The following is a 20,915-nucleotide window of genomic DNA, read 5'->3' as shown; positions in this document are numbered from 1 at the left end:
TTGGTAGGTCGGGTAAGGCGAAGCCGCCACCCGACAATCAGGCTCTGCGGCCTGATGCCCTCACCCTAACCCTCTCCCACAGGGAGAGGGAACCAGGGCAATCACATCTCGATCTCAATATCCCCTTTTGCCCGGCAGCAGCAGGGCAAAATTTCCCCTTCGTTGATAAAGGCCAGCGGTTCGGTCAGCCAGTCTACCTGGCCCGCGACCAGACGGCAGCGGCAGGAGCCGCAATAGCCCGAACGACACTGGTATTCAACTTCTACCTGGTGCGCCTCAAGCGCCACCAGAAGGGAGGGGTGCTCTTCCCGACACAGCACCTGCGTGCCGGAAAGGCTCAGCGTGACGCGGCTCATCAGAGCTGGAAGTCGCTCAGGTCGTCGGTGTTGACTTCAGAATCAATCTGGCCGACCAGGTAAGAGCTGACTTCAACTTCCTGCGGGGCAACCTGCACGTTATCAGACACCAGCCAGGTGTTGATCCACGGGATTGGGTTAGAGCGCGTCTGGAACGGCAGATCCAGGCCCACGGCCTGCATGCGGATGTTGGTGATGTACTCAACGTACTGGCACAGGATGTCTTTGTTCAGGCCGATCATGGAGCCGTCGCGGAACAGGTAGTCTGCCCACTCTTTCTCCTGCTGGGCGGCCAGCACGAACAGGTCGTAGCACTCTTTCTCGCACTCTTTGGCGATCTCCGCCATTTCCGGGTCATCCACGCCGCTGCGCAGCAGGTTCAGCATGTGCTGAGTGCCGGTCAGGTGCAGGGCTTCGTCACGGGCAATCAGGCGGATGATTTTGGCGTTGCCTTCCATCAGCTTGCGCTCGGCAAAGGCGAAGGAGCAGGCGAAGCTGACGTAAAAGCGGATCGCTTCCAGCGCGTTGACGCTCATCAGGCAGAGGTACAGCTGCTTTTTCAGCGCGCGCAGGTTCACGGTAACGGTTTTGCCGTTCACGTTATGGGTACCTTCGCCCAGCAGGTGCCAGTAGCTGGTCATCTCGATCAGCTCATCGTAGTAGTGCGCGATGCCTTCCGCGCGCTTCTGGATCTGTTCGTTGGTGACGATATCGTCAAACACCACCGCCGGATCGTTCACGATGTTGCGGATGATGTGGGTGTAAGAGCGGGAGTGGATCGTCTCGGAGAATGCCCAGGTTTCGACCCAGGTTTCCAGCTCTGGAATGGAGATCAGCGGCAGCAGCGCCACGTTTGGGCTGCGGCCCTGAATGGAGTCCAGCAGCGTCTGGTACTTGAGGTTGCTGATGAAGATGTGCTTCTCGTGATCCGGCAGCGACTGGTAGTCAATGCGGTCGCGGGAGACGTCCACTTCTTCCGGGCGCCAGAAGAAGGAGAGTTGCTTTTCAATCAGCTTTTCGAAGATGTCATATTTTTGCTGATCGTAGCGTGCCACGTTGACCGGCTGGCCGAAGAACATCGGCTCTTTGAGCTGGTCGTTTTTCGTCTGTGAAAAGGTGGTATATGCCATGAGTATGTCCTGTGGTGTTATTTTCCCCCTCACCCTAACCCTCTCCCCTAAGGGGAGAGGGAACCGTTCGGAGCCATTTTTTCACCCTCGCCCCTGTGGAGAGAGGGCCGGGGTGAGGGGATTTATTAGATCTTACATGCGCCGCTTTCGCAGCCGTCGTCCTGTCACCCTAACCCTCTCCCCCTGAGGGGAGAGGGAACCGTTCGGAGCCATTTTTTCACCCTCGCCCCTGTGGGGAGAGGGCCGGGGTGAGGGGCGTATTATTAGATCTTACATGCGCCGCTTTCGCAGCCGTCGTCCTGAATTGACGGCACCATGTCGTCCTGCGCGTCTTCTGCACCGTCACGGGTGTTGTGATAGTACAGGGTTTTCACGCCAAATTTATAGGCGGTGAGCAGGTCTTTCAACAGCTGCTGCATCGGTACCTTGCCGGACGGGAAGCGCGTTGGGTCGTAGTTGGTATTGGCAGAGATCGACTGGTCGATAAACTTCTGCATGATACCCACCAGCTGGAGATAGCCGTCGTTGTTTGGCATTTCCCACAGCAGCTCGTAGTTGTTCCCCAGCGTTTCGTAGTCCGGCACCACCTGACGCAGAACGCCGTCTTTCGAGGCCTTGATGCTCACGTGGCCGCGCGGCGGCTCGATGCCGTTGGTGGCGTTAGAGATCTGCGAAGAGGTCTCAGACGGCATCAGGGCAGACAGCGTGGAGTTACGCAGGCCGTGGGTTTTAATCGATTCGCGCAGGCCTTCCCAGTCGAGGTGCAGCGGCTCGCTGACGATCCCGTCCAGGTCTTTCTTGTAGGTGTCGATCGGCAGAATGCCTTTCGCGTAGGTGGTTTCATTGAACCACGGGCACGCGCCTTGCTCTTTCGCCAGCTCGTTGGAGGCCTTCATCAGGTAGTACTGAATGGCTTCAAACGTCTGGTGCGTCAGGTTGTTGGCGCTGCCGTCGGAGTAGCGTTTGCCGTTCTTCGCCAGCCAGTAGGCGAAGTTGATTACGCCAATACCCAGGGTACGACGACCCATCGCGCCGCGTTTTGCCGCCGGGATTGGGTAATCCTGGTAGTCCAGCAGGGCATCGAGCGCGCGAACCGCCAGCACGGCCAGCTCTTCCAGCTCGTCCAGGCTCTTGATCGCACCCAGGTTGAACGCGGAGAGCGTACACAGGGCGATTTCGCCGTTTTCGTCGTTCACGTCTTCCAGCGGTTTGGTCGGCAGGGCGATTTCCAGGCACAGGTTGGACTGGCGCACCGGCGCAACCACCGGATCAAACGGGCTGTGGGTGTTGCAGTGGTCAACGTTCTGGATGTAGATACGGCCGGTAGAGGCACGTTCCTGCATCATCAGGGAGAACAGATCGACCGCCTTCACGCGCTGCTTGCGGATGCTGTCGTCTTTTTCGTATTTGGTGTACAGACGCTCGAACTCGTCCTGATCGGCGAAGAACGCGTCGTACAGGCCTGGAACGTCGGACGGGCTGAACAGGGTGATGTCTTCACCTTTCAGCAGGCGGGTATACATCAGCTTGTTGATCTGTACGCCGTAGTCCATGTGACGCACGCGGTTGCCTTCCACGCCGCGGTTGTTTTTCAGCACCAGCAGGCTTTCCACTTCCAGGTGCCACATTGGGTAGAACAGGGTCGCAGCACCGCCGCGCACGCCGCCTTGAGAGCAGGATTTCACCGCCGTCTGGAAGTGTTTGTAGAACGGAATACAGCCGGTGTGGAACGCTTCACCGCCGCGAATTGGGCTGCCCAGGGCGCGGATGCGGCCCGCGTTGATGCCGATACCGGCACGCTGGGAGACGTATTTCACAATCGCGCTGGAGGTGGCGTTGATGGAATCCAGGCTATCGCCGCACTCGATCAGCACGCAGGAGCTGAACTGGCGGGTCGGGGTGCGCACGCCGGACATGATTGGCGTAGGCAGAGAAATTTTGAACGTCGACACCGCATCGTAGAAACGCTTCACGTAGTCCAGACGGGTATCGCGCGGGTAGTTGGAGAACAGGCAGGCCGCTACCAGAATATAGAGGAACTGGGCGCTTTCGTAGATCTCACCGGTTACGCGGTTCTGAACAAGGTATTTGCCTTCGAGCTGCTTCACCGCCGCGTAGGAGAAGTTCATGTCGCGCCAGTGATCTATAAACTCGTTCATCTGCTCGAACTCTTCTTCCGTATAGTCTTCCAGCAGATGCGTGTCATATTTGCCCAGCTCAACCATTTTCACCACGTGATCGTACAGCTTCGGCGGTTCAAACTGGCCGTAGGCTTTTTTACGCAGGTGGAAAATGGCCAGGCGCGCGGCGAGGTACTGATAGTCCGGCGCGTCGCGGGAGATCAGGTCTGCCGCAGCCTTGATGATGGTCTCATGAATATCAGACGTTTTAATGCCGTCGTAGAACTGGATGTGGGAGCGCAGCTCAACCTGGGAAATCGAAACGTTGTTCAGGCCTTCTGCTGCCCAGTCGAGAACTCGATGGATTTTGTCCAGATTGATACGCTCGGTAGTACCGTCGCGCTTTGTCACCAGCAGACTCTGATTCATGTGGGTTTTACCTGTCCGTGAAATAAAAAAATATCCCCCGTTTATCCACAGATCGGTCTTGTGACTAACTCTGTGGATAAATACTACATATAGGGGGTTTGCGATAAGAAGAACGCTATATAGTGAGTATTCTAGTATCGAATCATTTCAGCACAAGGGTTGATTTTGACGTTAAATTGAGGTTGTGAATGGGTAAAAAAGCCTAAGTCCTCATGCTGTAAGGCCTGGAAGAGATGTCAATAATCTAGAAAAAAAATTCAAAATTTGATCGAGTGCTGATTTCTTCAACGGGTGGGGAAAATTGCGCAACGTGATGTCGCGCAATCTTTATAAGAATAACGGATGACGTTAGTCTTTTTTGGCGGTTGTATGCAACATGTAGTTAACATCTACGCCCGGTGCGAGCTTGAATTTGTCTGTTAACGGATTGTAATGCAGGCCGGTGATGTGTTGCTCCTTGAGCCACGTCTGGTCAACCCAGCCCAGCAGCTCGGCCGGCTTAATGAATTTCTTCACGTCGTGCGTGCCTTTCGGCACCATGCGCAGCACGTATTCCGCCCCGACTACCGCCATGAGCCAGGCTTTGCCGTTGCGGTTGATGGTCGAGAAGAAGACCTGGCCGCCCGGTTTGACGAGTTTTGCACAGGCGTTCACCACCGACTGCGGGTCGGGCACGTGCTCAAGCATCTCCATGCAGGTCACCACGTCGTACTGATGCGCGTGCTTCGCGGCGTGCTCTTCAACGGTTTCCTGCACGTATTCGACCTGGATACCGGACTCCAGCGCGTGCAGGCGCGCAACCTGCAGCGGCTCAAAGCCCATGTCCAGGCCCGTGACGGTTGCCCCTTCACGCGCCATGCTCTCAGCGAGGATGCCGCCGCCGCAGCCGACGTCGAGCACCTTTTTGCCGAACAGGCCGCCGGAACGCTCGGCGATGTAGCCCAGACGCAGCGGGTTAATACGGTGCAGAGGCTTAAACTCACCTTCAAGATCCCACCAGCGTGAGGCGACCGCTTCAAATTTGGCAATCTCTTCGTGGTCAACGTTATGAGCCACCGGGGATTTCTCGGCATTCATGGGCGCTTTTACTCCTTATTTAGCAAGACTTCGGAGTATATCAGCAGACTGGTATGAATAAACGGTATTGGTTTACCTCTCTCATCGCGGCTGTGTTATAATTTGCGACCTTTGAATCCGGGATACAGTAGAGGGATAGCGGTTAGATGAGCGACCTTGCGAGAGAAATTACACCGGTTAACATCGAGGAAGAGCTGAAGAGCTCCTATCTGGACTATGCGATGTCGGTCATTGTTGGCCGTGCGCTGCCGGACGTCCGCGATGGCCTTAAGCCGGTACACCGTCGCGTACTATACGCCATGAACGTATTGGGCAATGACTGGAATAAAGCCTATAAAAAATCTGCCCGCGTCGTGGGTGACGTTATCGGTAAATATCACCCGCATGGTGATACCGCCGTGTACGACACCATCGTTCGTATGGCGCAGCCATTCTCCTTGCGTTACATGCTGGTAGATGGTCAGGGTAACTTTGGTTCTGTTGACGGTGACTCCGCGGCGGCGATGCGTTATACGGAAATCCGTATGTCGAAAATCGCCCACGAGCTGATGGCCGACCTGGAAAAAGAGACCGTTGATTTCGTCGATAACTACGACGGCACCGAACGCATCCCTGACGTTATGCCAACCAAGATCCCGAACCTGCTGGTTAACGGTTCGTCCGGTATCGCGGTCGGGATGGCAACCAATATTCCGCCACACAACATCACCGAAGTGATTAACGGCTGCCTGGCCTATATCGACGATGAAGAGATCAGCATTGAAGGGCTGATGGAACACATCCCGGGCCCGGACTTCCCAACGGCGGCGATCATTAACGGTCGTCGCGGTATTGAAGAAGCGTATCGCACCGGCCGCGGCAAGATTTACATTCGCGCCCGCGCGGAAGTGGAAGCGGACGCCAAAACCGGCCGCGAAACCATCATTGTTCACGAGATCCCGTATCAGGTGAACAAGGCGCGTCTGATTGAAAAAATCGCCGAGCTGGTAAAAGAAAAACGCGTTGAAGGCATCAGCGCGCTGCGCGACGAGTCTGATAAAGACGGCATGCGCATCGTGATTGAAATCAAACGCGACGCGGTGGGCGAGGTTGTGTTGAACAACCTGTACTCCCAGACTCAGCTTCAGGTCTCCTTCGGCATCAACATGGTTGCGCTGCACCATGGCCAGCCGAAGATCATGAACCTGAAAGAGATCCTGAGCGCGTTCGTGCGTCACCGTCGTGAAGTGGTGACCCGTCGTACCATCTTCGAACTGCGCAAAGCGCGCGATCGCGCGCACATCCTTGAAGCACTGGCCGTTGCGCTGGCGAACATCGACCCGATTATCGAGCTGATCCGCCGCGCGCCAACGCCAGCAGAAGCAAAAGCCGGTCTGGTTGCCCGACCTTGGGAGCTGGGTAACGTTGCTGCAATGCTCGAACGTGCGGGTGATGACGCCGCGCGCCCTGAGTGGCTGGACCCTGAATTTGGCGTGCGCGACGGCCAGTACTACCTGACTGAACAGCAGGCCCAGGCGATTCTGGATCTGCGTCTGCAGAAGCTGACCGGCCTCGAGCACGAAAAACTGCTCGACGAGTACAAAGAGCTGCTGGAACAGATTGCTGAACTGCTGCACATTCTGGGCAGCGCCGATCGCCTGATGGAAGTGATCCGCGAAGAGCTGGAGCTGGTCCGCGATCAGTTCGGCGATGAGCGTCGCACCGAAATCACCGCGAACAGCTCTGATATCAACATTGAAGATCTGATCAACCGCGAAGACGTGGTGGTTACCCTGTCTCACCAGGGCTATGTGAAGTATCAGCCGCTCACCGACTACGAAGCACAGCGTCGTGGCGGTAAAGGCAAATCTGCCGCACGTATTAAAGAAGAAGACTTTATTGACCGCCTGCTGGTGGCCAACACCCACGACACGATCCTCTGCTTCTCAAGCCGCGGGCGTCTGTACTGGATGAAGGTCTATCAGCTGCCGGAAGCAAGCCGCGGCGCGCGTGGTCGTCCGATCGTTAACCTGCTGCCGCTGGAAGCGAACGAACGTATCACTGCCATCCTGCCGGTGCGCGAGTACGAAGAGGGCGTAAACGTCTTTATGGCGACCGCCAGCGGCACCGTGAAGAAAACCGCGCTGACCGAGTTTAGCCGTCCACGTTCTGCCGGTATCATTGCCGTCAACCTGAACGAAGGCGATGAGCTGATCGGCGTGGATCTGACCTCCGGTTCCGACGAAGTGATGCTGTTCTCTGCGGCCGGTAAAGTGGTGCGCTTTAAAGAGAACGCGGTGCGCGCAATGGGTCGTACGGCGACCGGCGTTCGCGGCATCAAGCTGGCGGGTGAAGATTCCGTGGTTTCCCTGATCGTTCCGCGCGGCGAAGGCGCAATCCTGACCGTGACGCAGAACGGCTACGGTAAACGTACGGCGGAAAGCGAATATCCGACCAAGTCGCGCGGCACGCAGGGCGTAATCTCTATCAAAGTGACCGAGCGCAACGGTTCCGTTGTTGGCGCGGTGCAGGTAGACGATGCCGACCAGATCATGATGATCACCGATGCCGGTACGCTGGTGCGTACCCGCGTGTCCGAGATCAGCGTGGTAGGCCGTAACACCCAGGGCGTGATCCTCATCCGTACTGCGGAAGATGAGAACGTTGTGGGCCTGCAGCGCGTAGCCGAGCCGGTCGATGACGAAGAGCTCGACTCTATCGACGGCAGCGTCGCGGAGGGCGATGATGAAATCGCGCCGGAAGCGGACACCGACGACGACGTTGCGGATGACGCTGACGAGTAACGTCTCCTGACGTCAAAAGGGCCGGTTTCCGGCCCTTTTCATTTTCAGAAGCAGACAAGTGAACGTTGCGGCAAGCCGCGTTTACCGCTACCTTAACCACATTCTTTTGACCCCGACGGCGGAGCCTCGCCCCTTTGAAATACCTCGTCTCCTTTCGTACCACGCTAAAAGTTTCTCGCTATCTGTTTCGGGCGCTGGCGCTACTGCTTTGGCTGCTGGTTGCGCTTTTCTCGGTGTTTTACATCGTGAACGCGCTGCACCAGAAAGAATCGGAGATCCGCCAGGAGTTTAATCTCAGCTCCGATCAGGCCCAGCGCTACATTCAGCGCACGTCTGACGTTATGAAAGAGCTGAAGTATATTGCCGAAAACCGCCTGAGCGCGGAAAACGGCGTGCTTGCCCTGCGCGGGCGCAGCGACAAAACCGACGTGCCGGACTTCGAGCCGCTGTTCCCGGACTCCGATTGCTCGGCCATGGGCAGCGCCTGGCGCGGTTCGCTGGAGTCGCTCGCCTGGTTTATGCGCTACTGGCGAGACAACTTTTCTGCGGCTTACGATCTCAACCGCGTATTTCTGATCGGCAGCGAAAATCTCTGCATGGCCGATTTCGGCCTGCGCGATATGCCCGTCGAGCGCGACGACGCGCTGAAAAGCCTGCACGAGCGCATTCTGAAATACCGCAATGCTCCGCAGGACGAGCGCGGCAATAATCTTTTCTGGATAAGCCAGGGGCCACGCATGGGCGTGGGCTATTTCTACGCGCTGACGCCGGTCTATCTGGGCAACCGCCTGCAGGCGCTGCTGGGGGTTGAGCAGACTATCCGCATGGAGAATTTCTTCACGCCGGGAAGCCTGCCGATGGGCGTAACCGTGCTGGATGAAAACGGCCATCCGTTGATTTCACTGGCCGGACCGGAAAACCGTCTGAAGGTCGATCCGCACTGGATGCAGGAGCGCTCGTGGTTTGGCTACACCTCCGGCTTCCGCGAGCTGGCGCTGAAAAAAAGCTTACCGCCGTCTTCGCTCAGCATTGTCTATTCCGTGCCGGTGGACATGGTGCTTGAACGTATCCGCATTCTCATCCTCAACGCCATCGTGCTCAACGTGCTGGTGGGGATTGCGCTATTTATGCTGGCGCGCATGTACGAGCGCCGGATCTTTATTCCGGCCGAAAGCGACGCCCAGCGGCTGGAGGAGCACGAGCAGTTTAACCGTAAAATCGTCGCCTCCGCGCCGGTCGGGATCTGCATCCTGCGCACTCAGGACGGTACCAATATCCTCAGCAACGAGCTGGCGCATAACTACCTGAATATGCTGACGCATGAGGACAGGCAGCGGCTGACGCAGATTATCTGCGGGCAGCAGGTTAACTTCGTTGACGTGCTGACCAGCACCCACACTAACCTGCAAATTAGCTTCGTCCATTCACGTTATCGCAACGAGAACGTGGCGATTTGCGTGCTGGTGGACGTGTCGGCGCGCGTGAAGATGGAAGAGTCGCTGCAGGAAATGGCCCAGGCGGCGGAGCAGGCCAGCCAGTCGAAATCCATGTTCCTGGCCACCGTCAGCCACGAGCTGCGCACCCCGCTGTACGGGATCATCGGTAACCTCGATCTGCTGCAAACCAAAGAGCTGCCGAAAGGGGTCGATCGTCTGGTTACGGCGATGAATAACTCGTCCAGCCTGCTGCTGAAAATCATCAGCGATATTCTTGATTTCTCGAAGATTGAGTCGGAACAGCTGAAAATCGAGCCGCGCGAATTTGCGCCGCGCGAAGTGATGAACCACATCAGCGCCAACTACCTGCCGCTGGTGGTGCGCAAGCAGCTTGGGCTTTACTGCTTCATCGAGCCGGACGTGCCGCTCACGCTGCACGGTGACCCGATGCGTCTGCAGCAGGTCATTTCAAACCTGCTCAGCAACGCGATTAAATTTACCGACACCGGGTGTATTGTTCTGCACGTTTGCCGCGCGGGAGATTACCTGAGCATTCGCGTGCGGGATACGGGCGTGGGGATACCGGCCAAGGAGGTTGTCCGCCTGTTCGATCCGTTCTTCCAGGTCGGCACCGGCGTGCAGCGCAACTTCCAGGGCACCGGCCTGGGCCTGGCGATTTGTGAAAAGCTCATCAGCATGATGGACGGCGATATCTGCGTGGACACCGAGCCGGGCATGGGCAGCCAGTTCACCATCCGCATTCCGCTGTACTCGGCGCAATATCCGGCGAAAGCAACGGTTGAAGGACTGAGCGATAAACGCTGCTGGCTGGCGGTGAACAATGCCTCCCTCTATGATTTCCTGACGTCGCTGCTCACCCACAGCGGCGTTCGCGTTGCGCGCTATGAAGGACAGACGCCGGATGCGGACGATATGCTCATCACCGACGCGGTGCCGGAGCAAAAGTGGGCCGGAAGAGGCGTGGTGCAGTTCTGCCGCCGCCATATTGGTATTCCCGTTGAGCGCTCATCGGGGGAATGGGTGCACAGCGTGGCCAACCCACACGAGCTGCTGGGGCTGCTGGCGCGCATTTACAGCGTGGCGCTCGACGAAGGTGAGGGCGCTGCGGCGCTAGCTTCTCCGGAATCTCTGGCTTCGGTTAACGATGACATGATGATCCTGGTGGTGGATGACCATCCGATTAACCGCCGGCTGCTGGCGGATCAGCTTGGCTCGTTGGGCTACCAGTGCAAGACGGCGAATGACGGCGTGGACGCGCTTAACGTCCTAAGCAAAAACCACATTGATATCGTCCTGAGCGACGTCAACATGCCAAACATGGATGGCTACCGTCTGACGCAGCGCATCCGGCAGCTGGGCCTGACGCTTCCGGTTGTTGGGGTAACGGCCAACGCGCTGGCGGAAGAAAAGCAGCGGTGTATTGAATCGGGCATGGACAGCTGCCTGTCGAAGCCGGTAACGCTGGACGTGCTGAAGCAGACGTTGTCTGTTTACGCGGACCGCGTGAGGAAAACGAGAATATAAAAAAGGCCCGAAAGGGCCTTTTATGTTTTCATCCTCTCCCATTGGGAGAGGCGGGGGGATGCATCAGAGAGAGATCAGTCCTTGTCCGTCGCGCTCAGCGTCACGGAGGAGAGATAGTTCAGCAGCGCAATATCGTTGTCCACGCCCAGCTTCATCATGGCTGACTTCTTCTGGCTACTGATGGTCTTAATACTGCGGTTCAGCTTCTTGGCAATTTCCGTTACCAGGAAACCTTCAGCGAACAGACGCAGAACTTCACTCTCTTTTGGCGAAAGGCGCTTATCACCGTAACCGCCAGCGCTGATTTTCTCCAGCAGGCGGGAAACGCTTTCCGGCGTGAACTTCTTACCTTTCTGCAGCGCGGCCAGCGCTTTTGGCAGGTCGGTTGGCGCACCCTGTTTAAGGACAATCCCTTCGATGTCCAGATCCAGTACGGCGCTCAAAATCGCCGGGTTATTGTTCATGGTCAGAACAATAATCGAGATGTCCGGGAAGTGGCGCTTAATGTATTTGATAAGCGTAATCCCATCACCGTACTTGTCTCCAGGCATGGAGAGGTCGGTAATGAGCACGTGTGCGTCTAATTTTGGGAGGTTATTGATAAGTGCTGTTGAGTCTTCAAATTCACCGACTACATTCACCCACTCGATCTGTTCAAGTGATTTGCGAATACCGAACAGTACAATCGGATGGTCATCGGCAATAATTACGTTCATATTGTTCATGTATAAGGCTACCTTGCTACAGCAAGCTTTTGACGTAGGCGTCAATGTCGCTGATGTATTTTTCAATGCCAGAGGCATCTTTCTCACGAATTAGATGTTCCAGCGTTTCACATAACTGCTTGCCGGGAACCAGATTAAGCATGGCAAACACTCCTTTCAGCCGGTGTGCTGTCTGTGCCAGCGCCGCAAAATCATTCGCGGCGGACTCAGTATACAACCGCTTAACATCATCTGGTACTGTATCAACAAAGAGTGAATAGTATCCGCTGGCATGGAGCTCGGCATTTTCATCGCCGCCTAACGGGGACTCCAGAATCTCTTCCTGCGCCAGCTGCTCCTCTATCAGTTGGAGTACAGCGTCCTGCATCGCATTGCTCATATTAAAGTTGACGCGCATCTGGCCAGGGCCGATTTTCCGCACGCCTGGCTCATCATCGCTTAAAAGCAAGCCCGAGGCAGTAAGATTAGACGGATTATCAGTTAAAAATAGATCAAATTGTTGACTTGAGAGCCTTTCGTCCGGGGTGATGCAGGCCGCGCCCCAGTTTTCTAACTGACGCACCACGATATGGCGGATCTCATTCGAAGTAACGTCAACCATCACGACCACGTCGTCCAGCAGGCGCTCTTCGTCCTCTTCCTGCGGGTTAGCGGCCATTTTAACGTGCAGCGAGTAGCGCGTGCCGAGCGACTCGCGGGTCTTAATATTAAGATGGCCGCCAAGCTTGCGGGCCAGCTGATCGCACAGCCAGAAGGTGAGGGCGTTAGCTTTTCCGTAGCGGTCGCTCTGGGTGTCGTTCAGGAACGGGAAGTGCAGATTATCAATTTCGCTGACGGTCACGCCCTCACCGGTATCCAGAATACGGAACGTCAGGCGATCGTCAGCAGACTCATCGGTACTGACTTCCAGGGTGATCTTGCCAATCTGGGTAGTGATCACCGCGTACTGGATCAGCATCAGTAAGATCTTCCGCAGCGCTTCGCGATCGCCGTGGCGTTCATCTGCGGCGGATAAATGGTTGTTGATCAGCAGCTGAAGCCCTTTGCGCCGGATGACCGGCAGCACGTCCGGCACCACTTCATCGATCAGGTCCTGAATAGAGAAGAGGGTAGGCGTGCCCTTCCAGCCGTCGTTCTCAAGCTGGTTAGCAAGCTGAATTTCGTCCACCAGACGGACCAGAGAATCAGCCTGATTCGCCAGCTGGCGACCTTCCGGCGTGCTGAGGGCTGCGGCGCGTTCGGCGAGCGTTTTAAGCGGCTGCTTGAAGGCATCGCCGATATTTTGCATAAACGCGGCGCGGCCCTGCTGGTTCTTCTCGTAAAGCCGCTGCGCCTGCTTGAGCTTTTTATTCACCAGCACTTCGCGGTCCTGATCGCGGATAACGAAAATTTGCGTGCGCGATGCGACCTGGCTGCGGAACTGACGGATTTCGTACAGCTCATTATTGATCGTCGCCTGAATTACCCCCTGATGCTGATCCGCCATGGTGGTGATATTTTGCAGATTCAGGTGAGGTAGAAGGTGATCGGCGATTTTATTACTCATCACCGTGCGGTTGGCTTCCTGATCGTGGACCAGAACGCCCAGGGGCAGCGCGGAGATAATCTCTTCATTGAGCGCGCGCAGCACGCGCAGCTCGTTGCTGGTGCCGGTTGAGACCGCTGAGGATTCGTTTTGACGACCCGTCTGGAAACGAAACGTGCTGTAGCCAAAAAGCGCCAGCGCCAGCAGGCCGATATTCAGCAGCAGCGGCAGCAGAATGTTTTGCAGCGTATCAAGCAGCAGGGTGCCAAAAGGGACCTGCCACACCAGGCGCATGCCGGTTGAGTTAAGGGAGGACGAAATTTCAATCTTCGAGCCATTAAAGGAAATCGAAACGCTTTCCGCCCCCTCTTTATCAGGCGGCGTGCGCATATTCTGCGTGCTGTTGTCTGGGTCCAGGCGGAAGCTTTCCAGCGGCATATCTGGCGGGATCAGGTCGTTAATCGGCAGATCGAACGCCACCACCGTCGCCAGATGCCCCGGCTGATTGAAGGTCGTGCGCAGCGTGAAGTAGTGGCCGTTTTGCCAGGCGAGACGGCGCAGGGAAGAAAAACTCTCGCGCTCGTCCAGCGCGTTCGCCTGCTGCAGCATTTCTGCCCGGCGGGAATCCACGATGCTGCCGACGGTGGTTTCCTTAAAGCCTGACGAGAGGTCTTTGAGCGGCAGGGTGGAGATCAGGATCATGCTGTTGTCCTGGCCGTTCAGATAGTACATCGACCACGGCACCGTCTCTGCGCCCCAGAGGGTGTCGAGATATGAGGACATACGCTGCGTCATCTCAAGCGTTGCGCTGTCGTGCGAGCCAAAAATCAGGGCTTCCGTTTTGCGCTGAGGCTTTTCGAGGTAATAGACGTCCTGCTTCAGGCGCGTCTCCTGCAGGCCATCCCCTGAGGACGTGGCGGGCGCGGCGGCAATATTGTCGTAAATTTGCCAGGTGGCATAACGCCACGTGTCGATGCGCTTGTGTACCGCATGGGTGATATCGACGATTTGATAACTCTTATCCTTAAGCCAGGCGTTAACTGCGCTCTGGATCATCACCCCCATTGTGACGAGCAGGACAACGATCAATAGAAGAAAGAAACGGGTAATGCTCCCCGGTAAAAGAGAGAATTTGCCCGGAGCGGAAGTTTCAGTCTGACTCATTGATATGTTTAACCCATTGTGGCCGCGCGTTAAGGGGGATACGGCAGTATAAAGGGTAATACCTGAAATTCCAGCGTCGTTATGGATGAGGGAAGGACTTTTTCCACGCGTATGACGGGCCTGCCGCTGCGCTTTAAATGTGTACAACGCTGGGTTAACGGTACAAATAAGCGGCAATTAAGAGAAGGGAATAGCACGAATAAACAAGAAATTAAGTTTTTCGGTAAAATTTCATACGTAATGAGTGCCGTGGAGAGATTTAGTTAATAGCCATTATAATTTCGGTTCGGTAGCATAAAAAAAGTCATTTTGCGTAAAGAAAAGTAAAAAAAAACCGAATGCATTGCATTCGGTTCAATTAGGGATAAACAGACATTCAAAACTGAATGACGGTAATAAATAAAGTTAATGATGATAGCGAGAGTTATTTTAGAGAGATCAAGCGATTTTGTTTTGTCATTCAGTGCTCTAAAATAACGCCTTGCAATATATTGATATTAAATGGATTTTAATTTTTATTGATTATCCGTGCGGTATTTTTAATCCTTGCGTGCTTTGTGAAAGTTCCCTCAAATTTACAAATTGAAACATGTTTATAGATAGATGAAACATCTTCAAAGTTTTCGTATCATATTCCTGTTGGATTATTCTGTATTTTTAAGGACAATGAAAACGCCGACTGGTTAAGAGGGTTGACCAGTAAGCAGTGGTAAATAATAAGGCATATAACAGAGGGTTAAAAAATGAAAGTTAAAGTACTGTCCCTCCTGGTACCAGCTCTGCTGGTGGCAGGCGCAGCAAATGCGGCTGAAATTTACAACAAAGACGGCAACAAATTAGATCTGTACGGTAAAGTTGATGGTCTGCACTATTTCTCTGATGACAAGAGCGCAGACGGTGACCAGACTTACATGCGTCTGGGCTTCAAAGGCGAAACCCAGGTTAACGATCAGCTGACCGGTTACGGCCAGTGGGAATACCAGATTCAGGGTAACTCTGCAGAAAACGAAAACAACTCCTGGACCCGTGTGGCGTTTGCCGGTCTGAAATTCGGCGATGCCGGTTCTTTCGACTACGGTCGTAACTACGGCGTAGTTTACGATGTCACCTCATGGACTGACGTCCTGCCAGAATTCGGCGGCGACACCTACGGTGCTGACAACTTCATGCAGCAGCGCGGTAACGGCTTCGCGACCTACCGCAACACCGACTTCTTCGGTCTGGTAGACGGCCTGAACTTTGCCCTGCAGTATCAGGGTAAAAACGGCAGCGCCAGCGGTGAAGGCCAGACCAACAACGGCCGTGACGAACTGCGTCAGAACGGCGACGGCTTCGGCGGTTCTATCACTTACGATCTGGGCGAAGGCTTCGGTATCGGTACGGCTATCACCAGCTCCAAGCGTACTGACGCGCAGAACAACCTGGCCTACGGCCAAGGCGATCGCGCTGAAACCTACACCGGCGGTCTGAAATACGACGCGAACAACATCTACCTGGCAGCGAACTACACCCAGACCTACAACGCGACTCGCGCCGGTAACCTGGGCTGGGCGAACAAAGCGCAGAACTTCGAAGTGGTTGCACAGTACCAGTTCGACTTCGGCCTGCGTCCATCCGTGGCGTACCTGCAGTCTAAAGGTAAGGACCTGGAAAACGGCTACGGCGACCAGGACCTGCTGAAATATGTTGATGTTGGCGCGACTTACTACTTCAACAAAAACATGTCTACCTACGTTGATTACAAAATCAACCTGGTTGATGAAAACGAGTTCACCCGTCAGGCGGGCATCGGTACTGATGACATCGTAGCGCTGGGTCTGGTTTACCAGTTCTAATTCGTTACTCAGTATTGCAAGGGGGCCATCCGGCCCCTTTTTTCATGCCTTATTTACGTCTTACAAACCCACTTTTTTGGTGTACTCTTGCCGCCCTGGCATGAGGATAATAACGAATGGACATGACTTTTTTACGCGCAAGCGTTCTGGCAACGCTCTTTTTCCTGACCGCGTGCGACTCTTCCACGCAGCCCGCTAAAACCGACGCGCCTGCGGCGACGGTGCTGGAAGGGAAAACCATGGGAACCTTCTGGCGCGTCAGCGTGATGAACCTCGACAGCACCCGGGCTAACGAGCTGCGCGGCAAAATTCAGGCGCAGCTGGATGCAGACGATCAGCTGCTCTCGACCTATAAAAACGACTCCGCGCTGATGCGCTTTAATCTCTCTAAAAGCACCTCGCTATGGCCGGTGAGCGAGGCGATGGCGGACATCGTGACCGAATCCCTGCGCGTGGGGTATAAAACGCACGGCGCGATGGACGTTACCGTCGGCCCGCTGGTGAACATCTGGGGGTTTGGCCCCAACCAGCAGCCGGTGAAAACCCCCGACCAGGCCGCCATTGACGACGCCCGCGCCCGCACGGGCCTGCAGCATCTGACGGTGATCAACCAGTACGGCCAGCAGTATCTGCAAAAAGACATTCCCGATCTGTTTGTCGATCTCTCGACGATAGGGGAAGGATATGCCGCAGACCACTTAGCCGCGCTGATGGCGGAAGAGGGGATCTCGCGCTATCTGGTGTCCGTTGGCGGTGCGTTAGTTAGCCGCGGCATGAACGCCAGCGGCAGGCCGTGGCGGGTCGCGATCCAGCAGCCTACCGATCGGCAAAACGCGGTGCAGGCGGTGGTGGACATAAACGGTCACGGTATTAGCACCTCAGGCAGCTACCGCAACTACTACGAGCTCGACGGGAAACGCATTTCCCACGTGATCGATCCCCAGACGGGCCGTCCTATTGAGCACAATCTGGTTTCCGTGACGGTCATCGCGCCGACGGCGCTGGAAGCGGATGCCTGGGATACCGGCCTGATGGTGCTGGGGCCGGAAAAAGCCAAAGAAGTCGTGCGCCAGCAGGGGCTGGCGGTCTATATGATCACGAAAGACGCGGACGGGTTTAAAACCTGGCGCTCGCCGCAGTTCAAAAGCTTCCTGGTGAGCGATAAAAATTAAAAAGCAAGGTTGCAGGTTTTTCTTCGCTGGCGCTCGGGCAAGGTAGGCATATGCTTGTAGGAGGAGTCGATGATGAAACATGTAGCCTTTACGACCGATGAGGAGCGCTGGCTGGCGGTGCTGGCCCGCGATCCGGATGCGGATAATCAGTTTGTCTTTGCCGTGCAAACGACCGGCATTTTCTGCCGCCCGTCCTGTCGCGCCCGCCGCGCGCTGCGTGAAAACGTCCGCTTTTATCCTGATGCGCAGCACGCAGCCGAGGACGGTTTCAGGCCGTGCAAACGCTGCATGCCGGACAAAATCAATCCGCAGGAACAGAAGCTGGCTAAGGTAGAGCAGGCCTGCCGACTGCTGGAGCACGATCCCGCCCTGACGCTGGAAGGGCTGGCCCGGCAGGTGGCCATGAGTCCTTTCCACTTCCACCGGCTGTTTAAATCGATCACCGGCATGACGCCTAAAGCCTGGCAGCAGGCGGCGCGGGAAAAGCGCCTGCGCCGCGCGCTGGCGCAGGGGGATAAAATTACCGATGCCGTGCTGGCGGCAGGATTCCCGGACAGCAGCAGCTTCTATCGCAAAGCGGATGCCGCGCTGGGGATGACCGCAAAGCAGTATCGCAAAGGCGACGCCGCCGTGCGTTACGCTATCGCTGACTGCTCGCTAGGCCGCTGCCTGGTGGGCGAAAGCGAGCGGGGAATTTGCGCGATACTGCTGGGTGACGACGACGCTGAGGTCACGAATGAGCTGGTGTCGCTGTTTCCGCACGCCCGGCCCGAGCCGATGCGGGGCGACTTTGCCCGCCGCGTCATGCAGGTCATTGCCAGCATCGACAGCCAGGCCTTGCCGCTAACGCTGCCGCTGGATATCCGCGGTACGGCCTTTCAGCAGCAGGTCTGGCAGGCGCTGAGGGCAATTCCCTGCGGCGAGACGGCAAGCTACCAGCAGGTGGCGCGAAGCATTGGCAAGCCGAACGCCGTGCGCGCCGTGGCGGGCGCGTGCGCGGCAAATACGCTGGCGATTGTTATTCCGTGTCACCGCGTAGTGCGAAACGACGGCGCGCTGTCCGGCTACCGCTGGGGAACGGCGCGTAAAGCGCATCTTTTACGCCGCGAAACTAAAACGCAGGAGGGCTAATGCTCGATCTCTTTGCTGACGCTGAACCCTGGCAGGAACCGCTGGCGCCGGGGGCGACGATCCTGCGCCGCTTTGCGCTGTCGCGCGCGGCGGCGCTGTTTGACGCAATGGCTTCGGTCGCAGCGATCTCGCCGTTTCGCCATATGGTGACGCCGGGAGGCTACACCATGTCGGTTGCGATGACCAACTGCGGCACGCTGGGCTGGGCGACGGACGCGCGCGGCTATGTCTACGCCGAAACCGACCCCGTGACCGATAAGCCCTGGCCACCGATCCCGCCTCTGTTTGCGGCGCTGTGCCATGACGCGGCGGTAGAGGCGGGCTACCCTGATTTTCAGCCGGACGCCTGCCTTATTAACCGCTATGCCGTGGGCGCAAAGCTCTCGCTGCACCAGGACAAAGACGAGCCAGACCTGCGCGCGCCGATTGTCTCCGTCTCGCTAGGGCTGCCGGCTATTTTCCAGTTCGGCGGCCTTCGGCGTAACGATCCGCTGCAGCGCCTGATGCTGGAGCACGGTGACGTTGTGGTCTGGGGCAGGGAGTCGCGGCTCTTCTATCACGGCATTCAGCCGCTCAAACCCGGCGTTCATCCCCTGACGGGCGAGTTCCGCTATAACCTGACCTTCCGGCAGGCGGGGATGGCGAATAAAAATAAGAATTATTCTTGATGTGAGCGCCGGGCAGTTTACACTGCTGGCTGATTTTTCTTGTTCGGATTGCTCTGCATGCAACTACTTCTTCTTGTCTGGCGTCAGTACCGCTGGCCATTTATCGCGGTGATGGCGCTCAGCCTCGCCAGCGCGGCGTTGGGGATTGGGCTGATTGCGTTTATCAACGTGCGGCTCATCGAAATGGTCGACACCTCGCTCTCCGTTCTGCCGGAGTTTCTTGGCCTCCTCCTGCTGCTGATGGCTGTGACGCTCGGCTCCCAGCTCGCCCTGACCGCGCTGGGCCACCACTTCGTTTTCCGCCTGCGCGGCGAGTTTATCAAACGAATTCTCGATACTCCGGTAGAGCGTATTGAGCAGCTCGGCAGCGCCTCTCTTTTGGCGGGGCTGACCAGCGACGTGCGCGCCATCACCATTGCGTTCGTGCGTCTGCCGGAGCTGGTGCAGGGGATCATTCTGACCTTCGGCTCCGCGGCGTATCTGGCGTGGCTGTCGACGAAAATGCTGGCCGTGACCGCGCTGTGGATTGTCATCACCATCTGGGGCGGGTTTGTGCTGGTATCGCGCGTGTATAAGCACATGGCGGTGCTGCGGGAAACGGAAGATAAGCTCTACAACGACTATCAGACGGTGCTGGAAGGGCGTAAAGAGCTGACGCTGAACCGCGAGCGCGCCGAGCATATTTTTAACCACCTCTATATGCCGGACGCGCGCGAGTATCGTCACCATATTATTCGCGCCGATACGTTCCACCTGAGCGCGGTGAACTGGTCGAACATTATGATGCTCGGCGCCATCGGGCTGGTGTTCTGGATGGCAAACAGCCTCGGCTGGGCCGATACTAACGTTGCGGCAACCTACTCGCTAACGCTGCTGTTTTTGCGCACGCCGCTGCTCTCCGCCGTCGGCGCGCTGCCCACGCTGCTCAGTGCCCAGGTGGCCTTCAATAAGCTCAGGAAGTTTGAGCTCGCGCCGTTCAGGGCCGAGTTTCCGCGCCCGCAGGCGTTCCCGAACTGGCAAACGCTTGAGCTGCGCGACGTAACGTTCCGCTACCAGGAGAATGCCTTCTCGGTCGGGCCGATTAATTTGACCCTGCACCGCGGCGAGCTGCTGTTTCTGATTGGCGGCAACGGCAGCGGAAAATCGACGCTGGCGATGCTGCTGACCGGGCTGTATCAGCCGCTGTCGGGGGAAATTCTGCTCGACGGCAAGGCGCTGAGCGCGGAGAAACCGGAGGACTACCGCAAGCTGTTTTCGGCAGTGTTTACGGACGTCTGGCTCTTCGACAGGCTGCTCGGGCCGGAAGGGCAGGAAGCTAATCCGGCGCTGGTGGAGAAGTGGCTGGCGCATCTGCAGATGTCGCACAAGCTGGAGCTCCAGGACGGCAAGATCCTCAATCTTAAGCTCTCAAAAGGGCAGAAAAAGCGCGTGGCGCTGCTGCTGGCCCTGGCGGAGGAGCGCGATATTATCCTGCTGGACGAATGGGCGGCGGATCAGGACCCGCACTTCCGCCGCGAATTTTACCAGGTGCTGCTGCCGCTGATGAAGGAGATGGGCAAGACCATCTTTGCGATCAGCCATGATGACCACTACTTCATCCATGCCGATCGTCTGCTGGAGATGCGCGACGGCAGGTTAAGCGAGCTGACGGGCGACGAGCGCGACGCCGCGTCGCGTGATGCGGTGGCGCGCACGGCCTGAGCCTCACCTTAACCCTCTCCCACAGGGAGAGGGGACAAATCGCGGCCCGTATGCCGTTTTTTTCTCCATCTCCCGCCGTTGTTTATTCTTATTTACATATCTCCGCGCTATGCTTAAT

At 56.6% G+C, this 20,915-nt stretch carries 13 protein-coding genes; 7 read left to right on the top strand and 6 right to left on the bottom strand.

All coding sequences use genetic code 11. From position 1 onward, the window contains the following. Nucleotides 1-101: 101 nt before the first annotated feature. The 4 genes from yfaE to ubiG form a co-directional block, all read right to left on the bottom strand. Nucleotides 102-356: a class I ribonucleotide reductase maintenance protein YfaE gene (gene yfaE / locus V1599_RS17640; RefSeq protein ID WP_297122077.1), complete on the bottom strand. Its 255-nt coding sequence runs from the start codon at nucleotides 354-356 to the stop codon at nucleotides 102-104. Then, entirely contained in the window at nucleotides 356-1,486 is a 1,131-nt protein-coding gene (nrdB, locus tag V1599_RS17635) for a class Ia ribonucleoside-diphosphate reductase subunit beta (RefSeq protein WP_395300539.1), read from the bottom strand. The genes yfaE and nrdB overlap by 1 nt, the downstream gene beginning before the upstream one ends. Before the next feature lie 263 nt (nucleotides 1,487-1,749). Continuing rightward, nucleotides 1,750-4,035 (bottom strand): class 1a ribonucleoside-diphosphate reductase subunit alpha, encoded by a 2,286-nt coding sequence (nrdA, locus tag V1599_RS17630; RefSeq protein WP_395300538.1) that lies wholly within the window; start codon nucleotides 4,033-4,035, stop codon nucleotides 1,750-1,752. A 348-nt stretch (nucleotides 4,036-4,383) separates the two neighbouring features. Next, nucleotides 4,384-5,112 carry a bifunctional 2-polyprenyl-6-hydroxyphenol methylase/3-demethylubiquinol 3-O-methyltransferase UbiG gene (ubiG, locus tag V1599_RS17625; RefSeq protein ID WP_100168266.1) on the bottom strand — a complete coding sequence of 243 codons (729 nt, stop codon included), beginning with the start codon at nucleotides 5,110-5,112 and terminating at the stop codon, nucleotides 4,384-4,386. A gap of 146 nt (nucleotides 5,113-5,258) precedes the next feature. Here ubiG and gyrA point away from each other — a divergent pair, with 146 nt between their 5' ends. Together gyrA and rcsC are read left to right on the top strand one after the other, a co-directional pair. Further along, nucleotides 5,259-7,895, top strand: coding sequence for a DNA topoisomerase (ATP-hydrolyzing) subunit A (gyrA, locus tag V1599_RS17620; protein ID WP_112010389.1), 2,637 nt, complete (start codon nucleotides 5,259-5,261; stop codon nucleotides 7,893-7,895). A 134-nt stretch (nucleotides 7,896-8,029) separates the two neighbouring features. Further along, a complete protein-coding gene (gene rcsC, locus V1599_RS17615; RefSeq protein WP_395300537.1) occupies nucleotides 8,030-10,876 on the top strand; it encodes a two-component system sensor histidine kinase RcsC in 2,847 nt (948 codons plus the stop codon). 74 nt (nucleotides 10,877-10,950) lie between these two features. Here rcsC and rcsB read toward each other — a convergent pair whose 3' ends face one another. Together rcsB and rcsD are read right to left on the bottom strand one after the other, a co-directional pair. After that, nucleotides 10,951-11,601, bottom strand: a complete 651-nt coding sequence (gene rcsB / locus V1599_RS17610) for a response regulator transcription factor RcsB (RefSeq protein ID WP_003859405.1) — start codon at nucleotides 11,599-11,601, stop codon at nucleotides 10,951-10,953. A 16-nt stretch (nucleotides 11,602-11,617) separates the two neighbouring features. Further along, nucleotides 11,618-14,290 (bottom strand): phosphotransferase RcsD, encoded by a 2,673-nt coding sequence (rcsD, locus tag V1599_RS17605; protein WP_297122065.1) that lies wholly within the window; start codon nucleotides 14,288-14,290, stop codon nucleotides 11,618-11,620. Nucleotides 14,291-15,033: 743 nt separating this feature from the next. Here rcsD and V1599_RS17600 point away from each other — a divergent pair. From V1599_RS17600 to V1599_RS17580, 5 genes are all read left to right on the top strand, one after another. Further along, nucleotides 15,034-16,125, top strand: a complete 1,092-nt coding sequence (locus tag V1599_RS17600) for a porin OmpC (protein ID WP_112010392.1) — start codon at nucleotides 15,034-15,036, stop codon at nucleotides 16,123-16,125. A 116-nt stretch (nucleotides 16,126-16,241) separates the two neighbouring features. Then, nucleotides 16,242-17,297 (top strand): FAD:protein FMN transferase ApbE, encoded by a 1,056-nt coding sequence (gene apbE / locus V1599_RS17595; RefSeq protein ID WP_395300536.1) that lies wholly within the window; start codon nucleotides 16,242-16,244, stop codon nucleotides 17,295-17,297. A 72-nt stretch (nucleotides 17,298-17,369) separates the two neighbouring features. Beyond that, nucleotides 17,370-18,428, top strand: a complete 1,059-nt coding sequence (gene ada / locus V1599_RS17590) for a bifunctional DNA-binding transcriptional regulator/O6-methylguanine-DNA methyltransferase Ada (protein WP_112010394.1) — start codon at nucleotides 17,370-17,372, stop codon at nucleotides 18,426-18,428. Beyond that, entirely contained in the window at nucleotides 18,428-19,096 is a 669-nt protein-coding gene (alkB, locus tag V1599_RS17585; RefSeq protein WP_112010395.1) for a DNA oxidative demethylase AlkB, read from the top strand. Before ada ends, alkB begins: the two co-directional genes overlap by 1 nt. Before the next feature lie 57 nt (nucleotides 19,097-19,153). Then, nucleotides 19,154-20,797, top strand: coding sequence for a multidrug ABC transporter permease/ATP-binding protein (locus tag V1599_RS17580; RefSeq protein ID WP_112010396.1), 1,644 nt, complete (start codon nucleotides 19,154-19,156; stop codon nucleotides 20,795-20,797). Nucleotides 20,798-20,915 lie beyond the last annotated feature (118 nt).

Source organism: Enterobacter sp. ECC-175 (assembly GCF_043968675.1).
Classification (GTDB): Bacteria; Pseudomonadota; Gammaproteobacteria; order Enterobacterales; family Enterobacteriaceae; genus Enterobacter.
The sequence above is the reverse complement of the archived record's forward strand: the minus strand, read 5'-3'. Positions and strand labels throughout refer to the sequence as shown.